14 protein-coding genes and 1 pseudogene are annotated in these 13249 nt (G+C 43.9%); 9 read left to right on the top strand and 6 right to left on the bottom strand.

All coding sequences use genetic code 11. From position 1 onward, the window contains the following. Nucleotides 1-129: 129 nt before the first annotated feature. Entirely contained in the window at nucleotides 130-237 is a 108-nt protein-coding gene (locus MTN95_RS12940) for a YhdX family protein (RefSeq protein ID WP_003224203.1), read from the bottom strand. Nucleotides 238-471: 234 nt separating this feature from the next. Between MTN95_RS12940 and MTN95_RS12945 the strand changes: the two genes are divergently transcribed. Genes MTN95_RS12945 through crcB form a run of 3 tightly spaced genes read left to right on the top strand, consistent with a single transcriptional unit; the run spans nucleotide 472 to nucleotide 1938 of the window. Then, nucleotides 472-1197: a glycerophosphodiester phosphodiesterase gene (locus tag MTN95_RS12945; RefSeq protein WP_024120746.1), complete on the top strand. Its 726-nt coding sequence runs from the start codon at nucleotides 472-474 to the stop codon at nucleotides 1195-1197. After that, a complete protein-coding gene (locus MTN95_RS12950) occupies nucleotides 1190-1582 on the top strand; it encodes a fluoride efflux transporter FluC (protein ID WP_202852712.1) in 393 nt (130 codons plus the stop codon). The genes MTN95_RS12945 and MTN95_RS12950 overlap by 8 nt, the downstream gene beginning before the upstream one ends. Beyond that, nucleotides 1582-1938 carry a fluoride efflux transporter CrcB gene (gene crcB / locus MTN95_RS12955; protein WP_248338510.1) on the top strand — a complete coding sequence of 119 codons (357 nt, stop codon included), beginning with the start codon at nucleotides 1582-1584 and terminating at the stop codon, nucleotides 1936-1938. The genes MTN95_RS12950 and crcB overlap by 1 nt, the downstream gene beginning before the upstream one ends. Nucleotides 1939-1951: 13 nt before the next feature. Here crcB and MTN95_RS12960 read toward each other — a convergent pair whose 3' ends face one another. Both MTN95_RS12960 and MTN95_RS12965 read right to left on the bottom strand, forming a co-directional pair. Further along, complete coding sequence (locus tag MTN95_RS12960) at nucleotides 1952-3337, bottom strand: hemolysin family protein (RefSeq protein WP_105955290.1); 1386 nt, start codon at nucleotides 3335-3337, stop codon at nucleotides 1952-1954. A 633-nt stretch (nucleotides 3338-3970) separates the two neighbouring features. After that, the gene (locus tag MTN95_RS12965) at nucleotides 3971-5152 is read right to left on the bottom strand and encodes a pyridoxal phosphate-dependent aminotransferase (RefSeq protein WP_248338455.1); all 1182 of its coding nucleotides are present in this window, start codon (nucleotides 5150-5152) and stop codon (nucleotides 3971-3973) included. A gap of 157 nt (nucleotides 5153-5309) precedes the next feature. Between MTN95_RS12965 and cueR the strand changes: the two genes are divergently transcribed. The 3 genes from cueR to MTN95_RS12980 all read left to right on the top strand — a co-directional run bounded on the left by cueR (nucleotide 5310) and on the right by MTN95_RS12980 (nucleotide 8211). Then, nucleotides 5310-5741, top strand: a complete 432-nt coding sequence (gene cueR / locus MTN95_RS12970; RefSeq protein WP_024120741.1) for a Cu(I)-responsive transcriptional regulator — start codon at nucleotides 5310-5312, stop codon at nucleotides 5739-5741. Nucleotides 5742-5799: 58 nt separating this feature from the next. Then, nucleotides 5800-7134, top strand: a complete 1335-nt coding sequence (locus tag MTN95_RS12975; RefSeq protein WP_248338457.1) for a hemolysin family protein — start codon at nucleotides 5800-5802, stop codon at nucleotides 7132-7134. A gap of 177 nt (nucleotides 7135-7311) precedes the next feature. Further along, complete coding sequence (locus MTN95_RS12980; RefSeq protein ID WP_202852714.1) at nucleotides 7312-8211, top strand: NAD-dependent epimerase/dehydratase family protein; 900 nt, start codon at nucleotides 7312-7314, stop codon at nucleotides 8209-8211. A gap of 24 nt (nucleotides 8212-8235) precedes the next feature. On the opposite strand, the gene MTN95_RS12985 is transcribed toward MTN95_RS12980, so the two are convergent. The 3 genes and pseudogenes from MTN95_RS12985 to MTN95_RS12995 all read right to left on the bottom strand — a co-directional run bounded on the left by MTN95_RS12985 (nucleotide 8236) and on the right by MTN95_RS12995 (nucleotide 11196). Then, nucleotides 8236-9363 (bottom strand): NAD(P)/FAD-dependent oxidoreductase, encoded by a 1128-nt coding sequence (locus MTN95_RS12985; RefSeq protein ID WP_202852715.1) that lies wholly within the window; start codon nucleotides 9361-9363, stop codon nucleotides 8236-8238. 101 nt (nucleotides 9364-9464) lie between these two features. Next, nucleotides 9465-10064: a 1-acylglycerol-3-phosphate O-acyltransferase gene (locus tag MTN95_RS12990; protein ID WP_024120737.1), complete on the bottom strand. Its 600-nt coding sequence runs from the start codon at nucleotides 10062-10064 to the stop codon at nucleotides 9465-9467. Nucleotides 10065-10199: 135 nt separating this feature from the next. After that, a pseudogene (locus MTN95_RS12995) lies at nucleotides 10200-11196 on the bottom strand (aldo/keto reductase). 196 nt (nucleotides 11197-11392) lie between these two features. Between MTN95_RS12995 and sigM the strand changes: the two are divergent. Genes sigM through MTN95_RS13010 form a run of 3 tightly spaced genes read left to right on the top strand, consistent with a single transcriptional unit; the run spans nucleotide 11393 to nucleotide 13228 of the window. Then, nucleotides 11393-11884 carry an RNA polymerase sigma factor SigM gene (gene sigM / locus MTN95_RS13000; protein WP_024120735.1) on the top strand — a complete coding sequence of 164 codons (492 nt, stop codon included), beginning with the start codon at nucleotides 11393-11395 and terminating at the stop codon, nucleotides 11882-11884. After that, the gene (locus MTN95_RS13005) at nucleotides 11874-12950 is read left to right on the top strand and encodes an anti-sigma factor (RefSeq protein ID WP_103672370.1); all 1077 of its coding nucleotides are present in this window, start codon (nucleotides 11874-11876) and stop codon (nucleotides 12948-12950) included. The genes sigM and MTN95_RS13005 overlap by 11 nt, the downstream gene beginning before the upstream one ends. After that, entirely contained in the window at nucleotides 12938-13228 is a 291-nt protein-coding gene (locus tag MTN95_RS13010; protein WP_024120733.1) for a hypothetical protein, read from the top strand. The genes MTN95_RS13005 and MTN95_RS13010 overlap by 13 nt, the downstream gene beginning before the upstream one ends. Nucleotides 13229-13249: the final 21 nt, after the last annotated feature.

Consider the following 13249-nt stretch of genomic DNA (forward strand, 5'->3'; position numbering starts at 1 on the left):
ATCGAATGTTTATTATACTAAAACATTCGGCAGAATGCTTCTCTAAATGTCTTTATAAAACACAAAACCCCGGCGGAGTGCCGGGGCAATTTCTCATTTTAACCATTCAGCCAGATTCAATAGGGACAGTCACTTACTTTTTTTCGTTTGTGTCTGATCAAGGAGAGTTGCTTTTTGCATTTCAGCATCTGTTTCGGCTTTAATTCTTTCCTCCACTCTGATTCTCCCTTTTCCCATGATCTCGCCTCCTTTTTTGCTATTATAAATTAACAGAATATTTTGCGAACATGTCGAAAGCACTATTTTTCTGCCGAAATATGCTCGGATACGGCGAGTGTTCTTGTTTCAGTTATACGTTGTTTTCAGCTTGGACTATTCAAATATAACAGAAAAAAATTCACAAGTTGGTATCGCGGTGCATATATGGATTTGATACAATAACAGAAATGCCCATATGAGGAGCTGACAAGCTTGTACACCATTGCCCACCGCGGAGCATCCGGCTACGCTCCCGAAAATACAATTGCTGCATTTGATCTCGCGGCAGAAATGAATGCAGATATGATTGAGCTGGATGTCCAGCTCACAAAAGACAGGCAGATTGTCGTTATACACGACGACAGAGTGGACCGGACAACAAACGGTTCAGGCTTTGTTAAGGATTTTACGCTGAAGGAGCTGCAGGCACTCGATGCAGGAAGCTGGTACGGCCCCGCTTTTCAAGGAGAAAAAATCCCGACTCTGGAGGACGTGCTCAAGCGCTACCATAAAAAAATCGGGCTTTTAATTGAACTAAAAGGCCATCCTTCGCAAATCGGAATTGAAGAAGAAGTGGGACAGCTGTTAGGACAATTTTCTTTTTCTATTAACAATATTGTTCAATCCTTTGGATTCCGCTCCATCCAAAGGTTCCGCGAGCTTTATCCATCGATTCCGACAGCCGTTATTACAAGGCCGAATTTTGGCATGCTGTCCAGAAATCAGCTGAAAGCCTGCAAATCTTTCGCAAATTATGTCAACATCAAATACACACGTCTCAATCGTCTCATGATCGCTTCCGCCCATAAAAACGGATTAAAAGTGTTTGCATGGACAGTAAGGCATCAGAAAACAGCAGCCAAATTGCAGGCCATGGGCGTGGACGGTATTGTCACAGACTACCCGGACTACGTATTAAAGGATGGAAAACATGAATAGATATAGTGCAGTTTTTATCGGAGGCGCCCTTGGCGCTTGTCTCCGATACGGATTGAACATCGGCATAAACAATGACATATTTCCGGCTGCAACTTGGCTGGAGAACGCGGCAGGCAGCCTTCTACTAGGCGTTCTGACCGGCTTTTTTATGATTAGGGCGAAACGGCCTTTGCTATCGGCTTTTTTAGGCACCGGTTTTTGCGGAGGCTTTACAACCATGTCAACATTTTCTAAAGAAACGGTCATGCTGTTGCAATCCCATTCGTCATTAGCTGTTTTGTATATGGCGTCCTCATTCATATCCGGAATCGGGCTTGCCCTCTTTGGCGTTTTGGCAGGACGGCGAATAGCCCGATTTCAAATAGGAAGGGGGCGGAAGCAATGATGACACTAGCTGGTATTTTCGTTGCGGGAGGACTAGGTGCTGTGCTGCGTTTTTGGCTCGGCAATGTCATAACATCTAAAACCGAAAGCCTTCGTTTTCCAGTCGGCATTTTGACCGTTAATATACTGGGTGCCCTCGGTCTTGGTCTTTTTACAGGTCTTCACGTGACAAATTCATCTGCAGCACTCATCATCGGCACCGGCTTTTTTGGCGCCTTTACCACTTTTTCCACTTTCAGCGTTGAAAGTGTTCAGCTCTTGCTGGCCAAGCGTGTAAAGGAAGGCATCCTATACATTGGCTTAACGCTTTGCGGGTCCCTCTTGGCGTTTTGGTGCGGCTGGACGCTGCTGACATAAAAAAACCTTGAGCTTATTTCTCGCTCAAGGTTGCACTGTTCAGCATGACCGGCTCGGGCATCGGCAGCGTATGGTGGGCCGTAACCCCGGTTGTTTTGCTGATTTCTTCTTTTATATCTATTTGCTTAATCAGACGGCCATCCATCTTCAGCACCTTTATTGTATATAATCCGATGCGAATGGATTCGCCAGCCTCAATATCAATGTTTTCTTTCAATATCAGGCCGCCGATGGTGTCCACGTCTTCTTGAATCGATGCGCCAAGAAGGCTGTTCACCTGATCCATGCGAACCTTTCCATCCATAACATAATGGCGGTCGCCAAGCTTTTGGATCAGCGGCTGTTCGTCTTCATCAAATTCATCTCTGATCTCGCCGACAATTTCTTCAAGAATGTCCTCTGTCGTGACAAGTCCCGAGGTTCCGCCGTATTCATCCGACAAAATCGCCATATGAATGCGTTCACGCTGCATTTTAATCAGCAGATCATGAACCGGAATTGTTTCAATGACTTCAATCACTGGCCGCACATACGGATGGATCGTCATTTTCATTCTTTCCTCTTCTGTCATAAACAGCAAATCAGAAAACAAATGCTTCGTATTGACCAAGCCAATTACACTGTCTTTGTCCCCATCTGTGACAGGCCAGCGGGTGTATTTTTCTTTCAGCATAACCTCCAGCATCTCGGCCATTGTCATATCTGTTGATACAGCGGCCATTTCCTTCCGCGGTATCATAATTTCTTTGGCAATGCGGTTATCAAATTCAAAAATCTTATTCACATATTTATATTCAGACGGATTAATCTCTCCGTTTTTTAAACTCTCAGACAACAGCATTCTGAGTTCTTCTTCAGAATGAGAACCCTCATGTTCTGACGCCGGCTTTAAACCAAACATGCCGCATAAAAGCCGCGCCGATCCATTCAGGATCCAAATAAACGGAAACAGGAGCAAATAGAATAGTCGCAGCGGACCCGCTATCAGCAAGGTTAGCTGTTCAGCCTTTTGAATCGCGACCGTTTTCGGGGCCAGTTCACCTACAACAACATGCAGAAATGTAATCAAGCCGTACGCGACCGCAAAAGAGACTGCATGAGAAACCGATTCCGGCAGGCCGAGCGGTTCAAACAATGGGTGCAGCAGCCGTTCAAATGCCGGCTCCCCCAGTACGCCGAGTCCAATTGATGTCACTGTAATGCCCAGCTGGGATGCAGATAAATATTCATCCAAATCTGTAATGACACGCTTTGCGAGTATCGCCCGTTTGTTTCCTTCTGTTATAAGCTGATCAATTTTGGATCTCCTTACTCTAACAATCGCAAACTCACTTGCGACGAAAAATGCAGTTAAAGCAATGAGCACACCAATTAAAATCAGACTGTCAATATCGTCCATTTAACCTTATCCCCTCATTAAAGGATAAGGAGTCACCTCCTGATATAATCATTTTTCCTTAACATTGAGGTACGCGGTGTATTGTTGCCTAAGCAGAGGGCCCCATCATACCACCTCCAAGTCAAAGTTTGATTATAAATTGTATATTTTATTGTAACACAACTCATTCCAAAAATGATTTTTAATTTTTAGACTTTTATCATGGGACAAACTATTGATTCATCTGGCCAGCAGGTTCTCGATATCCGTGTATAGCCTTTCAATCTCTGACTCTGCACCTGTTAAGATGCTAAAACTATTGGCAAGGCGCTGTTTACTGAAATATCAGACATTGATCTGTTTTTCAAGCTGAAGCTCGTTTAAGGCGGAACAATTGGTGACCGTTAGATCATTTGAAGCTTAAAAGATGCGTCTGTCACGCAGCGCAGGCAAGGGCTAGTAATTAGCTTATCCAGTTTGCGTTAAAAATGTTTTTTTCTTCATTTTGATAGTTCTGCTGTTATGATTGGATTTGGCGGTTTATCTAAGGGAGAGATAAAATCAGGAATTGAAAAACAGGACAAAGCTTGGGGCATACGACAAATAAAAAAGATAACAGCCTCAACTAGCTGTTATCTTTTTGTCTGAGATGGCCTATGAAAAATCTTTATATAAGGCAATAAAGATGTCGCGTGATTTTTTGATCTGCTCCAGCGGCACACTGAAGGATAAACGGAAGTGCCCTTTCATCCCAAAACCGCTGCTCGGTACAATTAACAATTTATACTTTTGCGCTGCATGTACACAAAATGCGACTTCATCTTCGATTGGCGACTTCGGAAAAACGAAGAAACCGCCTTTTGGCATTTCAAATTCAAAACCGGCTTCCTTTAAAATATCAACCATGAGATCCCTGCGCTCTTTATAAGCGCTTGCGTCTATTCTTAAATCATCCATTCTCGCCACAGCCCGCTGCATCATGACAGGCGCATTTACAAATCCAAGCGTTCGATTGCAGTACACAAAAGCGTTTATCAAAAGGTCAGCATCCGGCATGCTGCTGTCTAAGCCGATATAACCGAGCCGCTCCCCTGCTATGCCGAGGTCTTTACTGAATGAGCTCGCCAAAATGACACGGTGATACGATTGAAACGGATTTGCCAGTTCTTCATCATATATCAGCTGACTGTACGGTTCATCAAACAGCATATAGATGGTTTGGCCGTTTGTCTCTTCGATTTCTTTTAACAGAGCACCTAGATCATCTATATTTTTCTGGCTGAGTACGGTTCCCGTCGGGTTATGCGGTGTATTCAGGATGAGACCTTTCGTCTGCGGGGTGATCGCCTGCCTGACCGCTTCAATGTCAATCTCGAACCGGGCTGTCAGCGGGCAGCTGACAGCCTTCCCGCCATAGTTCTCAATATACAATTTATATTCTGCAAAATAAGGAGCGAGAATCATGACCTCTTCTCCCGGATTTAATATACTTTTTAACGCCACATTCAATGCGCCGCCCGCACCTACTGTCATGACAACGCGCTCAGCTGAAAACTCGGCAGCAAAGCGGCCGGCCAGAAATTGCGCGACTTTTTCTCTAGCTTCAGGAAGGCCCTGATTTTGTATGTATCCGTGGTTTCCTTTTTCAGCTTCTTCTATTAATGCTCTCGTAAAGGCTTCAGGCGGTTCAACGACCGGGTTGCCGATTGAAAAATCAAACACCTGGTCATTCCCGAACTCTTTCTTCAGTCTCGCTCCTTCATCGAACAGCTTTCGAATCCACGATCCTTTATTAAGGTTCTCTTCAATTTCCCGCGATAAACCAGCCAATCTCATCTGTCCCTTCTGCACATATAAATTGAACATTCTATCTATCTATGTTACTTCAATCAGAATTCGGATGCCACAATTTCCATATCCGGCATCTCAAAAAAACAATAAACTTGTGTAAGGCACCCTTCATATATTAAACTATTCTCATAACTATAACGTGATGGTTGGGAGGGATTTAGATGGGGCTGAGACTTATCGTATCAGTGAACTAGCGGCACTTGCCGGAGTAACGAAACGAACAGTTGATTATTATACGAATCTTGGTCTGCTGACGCCGGCCAGATCCTGTTCAAATTATCGTTACTACGATGAAAACGCACTTAAACGACTCATATTTATTGTAGATTGCAAGCAGCAGCGATTGGCCCTGTCCGATATTAAAGATCGACTGGAGAACCAGTTTCCCTCTTCAGCCATAGATCATGATGAAATTGGAAATCTGGCATCTGAAATTGATTATATGAATCAAAACATCTCCGGAATCTTGCATCGGTTTGAACGGCTGGAGCCTGAGGAGCGTGACAAGCTAAAAAGCAAACTTACACCCGAAAAGCTCGCCGTGTTCCAATCATTTATGCTGCTGTTAAGTTAAAACCATTTTACTAACAGGAGGTGTTACCTTCATTCTCATTGTAGAGTGAAGGTTCTAATTGGACATAGTGAATTTGATTTTAGTCGCTGTTTTAATCGCCCTGACGGCGTTTTTCGTAGCATCTGAGTTTGCCATTATCAGAATCAGAGGCTCACGGATTGATCAGCTGATCGCGGAAGGAAATAAAGCAGCAATTGCCGCAAAAAGAGTGACCACGCATCTTGATGAGTATCTGTCTGCGTGTCAGCTTGGAATTACATTGACTTCCATTGGATTAGGGGTTTTAGGGGAATCAACGATTGAAAGGCTTGTTCATCCGCTTTTCGTACAATTGGACGTACCAAGTTCCCTTTCACATATCATATCGTTTATTTTGGCGTATGCCATTATCACGTTCCTGCACGTTGTTGTCGGAGAACTTGCACCTAAGACAGTTGCCATCCAAAAGGCGGAAGCAGTGTCTATGCTGTTTGCGAAACCGCTGATTTGGTTTTACCGCATCATGTTCCCGTTCATCTGGCTTTTGAACAATTCCGCACGGTTATTGACAAAAGCTTTTGGCCTGGAGACCGTATCAGAAAACGAATTGGCTCACTCTGAAGAAGAGCTAAGAATCATTCTGTCGGAAAGCTATAAAAGCGGTGAAATTAACCAGTCAGAGTTTAAATATGTGAATAAAATCTTTGAATTTGACGACAGGCTCGCGAAAGAAATTATGATCCCGCGGACCGAGATTGTCAGCCTTCCGCACGATATTAAGATTTCTGAAATGATGGAAATCATTCAAATTGAAAAATATACCCGCTACCCAGTAGAAGAGGGCGATAAAGATAATATTATCGGGGTTATTAATATTAAAGAAGTGCTGACCGCCTGCATCAGCGGCGAGGTTTCTGTTGATTCCACCATCTCTCAATTCGTGAATCCGATCATTCATGTGATTGAATCTGCGCCGATCCATGATTTGCTTGTCAAAATGCAAAAAGAAAGAGTCCACATGGCAATCCTGTCAGATGAATACGGCGGAACTGCCGGACTGGTGACGGTAGAGGACATTATTGAAGAAATCGTTGGCGAAATCCGCGATGAGTTTGATATTGATGAAATCAGCGAAATCCGCAAAATCGGCGAAGGCCATTACATGCTGGACGGTAAAGTCTTGATCGACCAAGTGAACGACCTGCTCGGCATTCATTTAGAGAATGAAGAAGTCGATACGATCGGCGGCTGGTTCCTTACTCAGAAATACGATGTTGAAAAGAACGATTCAATTATCGAAGAAGGCTGTGAATTTATTATTAATGAAATTGACGGCCACCACGTCGCTTATATTGAAGTGAAAAAGCTCGCAGCAGAAAAGCTGATAGAAGTTGGAGAGTCGAAAGAAGCATAATTTGAAAAAGACACCCTTTATTGGGGTGTCTTTTTTTATTCTGGTTCGTTTTTGACGTGATCATACCTCTCTTCTGAAAACTGCTGCTAATAAATCGGTCATCCGCGGGAACTCTAAAAAGGTGCAACTGCGAGAAAAACGAACATCTCTGCATTATTATCGAAAAGGAGCGAAAACATGAAAGTTGTCGTAACTGGAGCAGCAGGTAAAATCGGACGCTGGGCTGTAAGAACAATATTAGAGGCCGGCCATGATGTGACAGCATCAGACAGAGTATTAAAAGAAGAATCCGCATCGAAAAAATTTATTCAAGCTGATTTGCGGGATTACGGTCAGGTATGTCAGCTAATGATGGGCTGTGACGCTGTGATTCACCTTGGGAATATCCCTACAGATGTCAGGAATACATCACAGGCGATATTTGAAAATAATATGCTTGTTAATTTTAATATCCTGGAAGCCTGTAAAGATTTTAAAATCCGTAAGCTTGTGTGGGCTTCAAGTGAAACGGTGCTGGGATATCCATTTGTGCCGGACGAGCTCAGTTACCTTCCCGTAGACGAGGAGCATCCAACGATCGTAAAGTCATCTTATGCGATGGCAAAACGGCTGACCGAAATCCTCTCAGATATGTATTCAAAGCTGATCAATACACAAATTGTCACTCTCCGCTTTGCGAATATATATGAGCCTGATGAGTACGAAAAAATCCCAGGCATGCACTGGAACGAGCAGCAAAAGGATATTCAAAAGAAAAACGCATGGGCGTATTGTGATGTCAGGGATGCTGCACATGCTTGCCTTCTAGCACTCGAAAAAAACAATCTCGGAAATGACGTCTTCCATATTACTGCACCCGATACCATCATGAAAGAATCGAGTGAAGACTTAGTAAAACGATTTTTCCCCGATGTATCTTTAAAGAGAGATATAAAAGGATTTGAAACGCTGATGGCAATCGATAAAGCCAAAAAGGTCCTTGGCTATGAACCGCGTTATACATGGCGTTCTGTATTAAATAATGACGGCTCTCTTAAAGCACTGCCAGAGGATCAGCTATCATTATCAAAAATATAAACATCACAAAAAAGCAGCAGGTGATCACCGGACTCCTGCTGCTTTTTTTATATCATAATCATCTAAATTGATATCCAAATCCATTTTGAGGGCCAGCTTCGCCAACTGCTCCCCCATATAGGGGCCCATTGTTAAACCAGACGACCCAAGACCGTTTGCCACTATGATCCCCTTCCAGCCGGGAAGAGATCCGATCACCGGCACATCGCCTGGTGTAAAGGGGCGTAAGCCGACTCTTGCCTCTTGAAAGGTGCTGTTCGCTAAGCCGGGAGCCATTTCTAATCCTTTGCTCAGAAGTTCCTGCAGCCCGCCAGCCGTTATCCGTACATCACGTCCGCCTATCTCATCTTCACGTGTCGCACCGATGGCTATTCTATTGTCATGATAAGCTAAAAGATATTCTTTGGAAGGCGGCATCACTGCAGGCCAGCTGTCGATATGATTTACATTCGGCACCTGCACATACACAATTTGCGCTTTTTGCACACTTACTTTGAAGTGAATTCCCAAAGGCGCTAACAATTGGTCTGCCCAAACACCGGCACAAACAATAACCTCGTCAGAAGAATAGATTTCATTACCGACAGTTACGCCTGTGACACGATTCGAATGATGTCGAAGTGCAGCATCGCCTTTTAAAATGACTGCGCCGTTTCTTTGAGCAGATCTCAATAATGTATCTCGCAGCACTTCTCCATCCACGCGGGCGGCTCCGCTTATATGAACAGAATGGTACCGTTCAGCCAGCAGAGGAAACAAATCAGCGGTTTGGTTTTCATGAAGAAACGTAATCTCACCAATTTCCGCGGCAGCTTGTTTACGCTCCCGCACACGTTTTTCGATCTTTTCTATCTTTTCTATATCTTGATGAATACTGAGAGCACCGACTTGAGCATAACCAATGTCCGTCTCGCCTTCTTTTCTAAGTTCTTCTATGAACCGAGGATAAAAGCGCGCTCCGTCCTTTGCCAGCCGGTACCAAGCCTGATCACGGCGAGGAGACAGCCATGGACAGATAATGCCTTTCGCTGCATGGGTGGCCTGGCCCTTATCTTTCCGATCTATAACAAGAACCTCTGCACCCATTTTGGCTAGCTGATATGCTGTTGATGCTCCCAAAATTCCAGCCCCGACGATTATCATTTTTTTCATGATCCGTAACCTTTCCCAATGGTCAATACCTCATTTAGTATAGCTAATGGCCCAGGAAATTATAAACAATCGGGAAATGGATGAATGCAATGACTGATGAATTAAAGTTGTTCCAGCTTCTTTTCAAGCTCTTTAATGCTGTTATTCAAAGCCTCTGTCATAGCCGCCAGCCTTTCCTTAGACGGAAGATGGGCAAAATCGGCCTGCTGCAAAGGTTTACCGATAATCAGCTTCATTTTTCCTTTTTTGAACAACGCCTTTCCGCTTGAAGGTCCTTTATAAGCGGCCGGAACAAGGGGCGCTTTCCCCATTTGCGCAATTGTCACTGCGCCTCTTTTTAAAGGCACATCCTCAGAGGTTCTTGTTCCGCTTGGGAAGATTCCGACAATTTCTCCTTCTTTCAGCAGCTTAATCGGCGTTTTAATGCTGCTTGGGCCGGGATTTTCCCGGTCTACCGGAAAGGCATGAATTTTCTTCAGAAACGAACCGATCCATTTATTTTGAAAAAGCTCTTTTTTCGCCATGTAGTGTATTTGATAAGGAAGAATCCCGACTCCGAGTGTGATCACATCAACCCAGCCAGAGTGTGTACACGCGATGACAAAACCTGAATCGGCCGGAAGGTTTTCTTTGTTATACACCTTCACTCCTCCGCGAAGAGAAAGAATAACTTTTAAAGCATTTGCACAAAACTTATACATATCGCACTTCCTTTGTCGTAATCAATGATTCTTTCTGTTACTTATTATAACAACATTTTTTATTACCTGGTACTAATTTTTAAGATTTCTCTTTTCTTAACGTCAAAAAACTGAGGAATCATCCTCAGCTTTTTGTTAAATGCCCTCTCTTGTCGGAGGCGCCATAAATTCCGGTCCGACCGGGTTTGATATCGTATGTTCCAATATGGTATTGATGTCTTTTTTATCTTCACTGCTCAGCGTCCAGCCGGTAATTTCTGATACCGCTTCTATTTGCTCAGGTTTTCTAGCCCCCCAAAGAGCGATTCCCGCTCCCGGCTGGTCTAAAATCCATCTGACGGCCAGATGAATCACTGATTTTCCATACCCTGTCTTCGCCAGCTCATCTAATTGATTGACAGCAGAAAGATACTCTTTAAATTTTGGCTTCTGGAATTTCGGATCGTGATTTCGGAGATCGTCTCCCTCAAACGATTGATCTTCTGTCATTTTTCCTGTTAACAGCCCTCTGCATAAACTGCCGTACAATAGTGTTGTCATCTGCTTGTCTTTTGCATACGGGAGCACATTCTCTTCAATTTCCCTTTCAAACAGATTGTAAGGAGGCTGGATTGTATGAAGCGGAGCAACAGTCCGAAACGTATCCATTTGTTCAACCGAAAAATTACTCACGCCGATTGCGCGGATTTTCCCGGCATCATATAATTCCTTCATCACTTCTGCGGTTTCCTCTATCGGGACAAGCGGATCAGGCCAGTGCACCTGATATAGATCGATATAATCCGTCTGAAGCCGTTGCAGGGAATCCTCGACCTCCTGTATGATTCTCGCTCTGTTAGCATGGCGGAACAGCTGATTGTTTTTCCAATCCAGCGCCGTTTTAGTGGCAAGAACAACCTGATCTCTTGCCCCATGCTGCTTGATCGCCTTCCCGACAATTTCTTCGGACTGTCCGAAGCCATATGCCGGCGCGGTGTCAATCAGTGTGATCCCCTTATCAAGAGCGGCGCGGATGGTTTCGATCGATGTTTTTTCATCAGTGCCCCCCCCACATGGTTCCGCCGATCGCCCATGTGCCGAGTCCAATTCGGGAGGCTTTTATTTCTGTGTCTGAGATACTGGTATATTCCATTGTGCCACTCCTTCACTTTTTCACTATGGTTTCCCTGATGGAAAAAATGTTAAACATTTCTCACCACTATCTTTCAGGGCAAATTTTCGGTACTATAGAGTAATGGTGTTTGATTACGTATTAAAAAGCCGTTTGCATGTAATGTGCAACTTTAAACCTTTCTTATGCGTGTATAACATAGAGGGGAGAAAAGGCAGTGACGATCGATGAAATTTACCAAATGTACATGAATGATGTTTACAGGTTCCTGCTCTCCATGACAAAAGACAAGCATCTTGCCGAAGACTTGCTGCAGGAAACCTTTATGCGGGCATACATACACATTCACTCCTATGATCACAGCAAAGTAAAGCCCTGGCTTTTTCAAGTGGCGCGGAACGCCTTCATTGATTACGTCAGAAAGCATAAGAAAGAAGTAACCATTTCTGATGATTTGATTGGAAGTCTCTTTCAGACTGCTGTTCAGAGCCCTGCACATCAGGTAGAGATAAAGGAAGTGCTGACTGGTTATATGTCCGAGCTCCCCGATAACTATCGGGAGGCGTTAACACTATATTATTTAAAAGAATTAAATTACAAAGAAGCATCCCATATTATGAATATTTCAGAGGCGAATTTTAAAAGTGTTTTGTTTCGTGCCAGACAGCGGCTGAAAGCACTTTATAATAGAGGTGTTAATGATGAATGAAGAATTTAAAAAGCGTTTTGATCAATATAAAAACGGTGAAATGAGCGATCAGGAAATGACCGCGTTTGAAGAGGAACTTGAGAAGCTCGAAGTGTATCAGGAACTGATTGATAGTGAGCTGCCAGACGATCATGATTGGGATGTCGACATCAGTCCTGAAAAACAAAAAGCCATTCTGGCCTACGGCAAACGGAAGTCTTATTTGCGTATTTCCGCGCTTGCCGTCATTTCGACATTAATGATTTTGCCGCTATGTACGCTGGGAAGCTACCTCTATTACGGAATGGGAGGAAAACACAGCACCGGCAATGAATTTATGGAAACTGCCGCAGTCACTGTAGCCCTGACTATGCCAAATGTTCTTGTCGATACTTCTGGACTGAAGAGCCAGGTGAAGCTGTTTGGCATGAATACAGAATTCCCGCTGCAAAAACAGATTGGCACGAAAACGGCCGCCGTGGGGAATGAACGGGTGGAAATGTTTTATGACAGAGTGAAAGCGCCGGTCGTCAACTACTATGACTTAGAAATCCATAAAGCCGGCCATTACTTTACACACCCATCAAGCGGGTCTGAACAAACAACCGCAAAAGCAGAAAAAACATTAAAAACTTTGCCTGAAGGGACTGTTTCCGAGGTCTACCTTTCTTATGACCGGGCATATCCGACAAAAGAAGTGTATCAAAAATTCAGCGGCTATGATGTAAGCTTTTTGTGGAACGCGGTTGAAACAGAGAACAATACAAAGGATACCCCTTACGCAGAGCCGCTTGGCTACCCAGGGAAAGATTCAAAGTTCCTGACTGCGCTTAATACAAAAGGCAAGTCAAACGGCGACCAATTTATCGATGCTTTAACTTACATATCGAAGCACGAGAAATGGGCGCAGGTCATCTCAAAACGAAAAGATTTAAAAGTGGATTCCCGCTTGGATTATGTAGAGAAAAATGGTGTTAATGTATACGGCTCAGTCGTTACAGGTCCGACCAAGGAAATCCAGCGCATGCTGAAAAACAAATCAGTAAAATCGGCAAATGTCGGCGAGGTGGAATTATGGAATTGGTAAGAATTTTTAAAGAACATAATGTATTTGGCTGGATATCTGTCGGAACAGCAATTCTGTCTTTGCTCTTGCTTAATTTGGCGATTATCAGCAATGTAACCTCTTATTCTTATCAAATGCTGCCGTTTGCCATGGCCGCCGTTCCGTTTGGCGTTATCGAGCTTTTCATCAAAAGAGGACGCACGGGTCCTGGCCTGCTCGGCGTTGTACTTAATCTCTTTGTAATTATCTGTGTGTATACCATCGTATCTGTGGATACCAACTTACAGTTTGGCTTTTAGCAGAAAAGACGCCTGAAACGG

The organism is Bacillus sp. 2CMS4F (assembly GCF_023161785.1).
Lineage (GTDB): Bacteria > Bacillota > Bacilli > Bacillales > Bacillaceae > Bacillus > Bacillus halotolerans.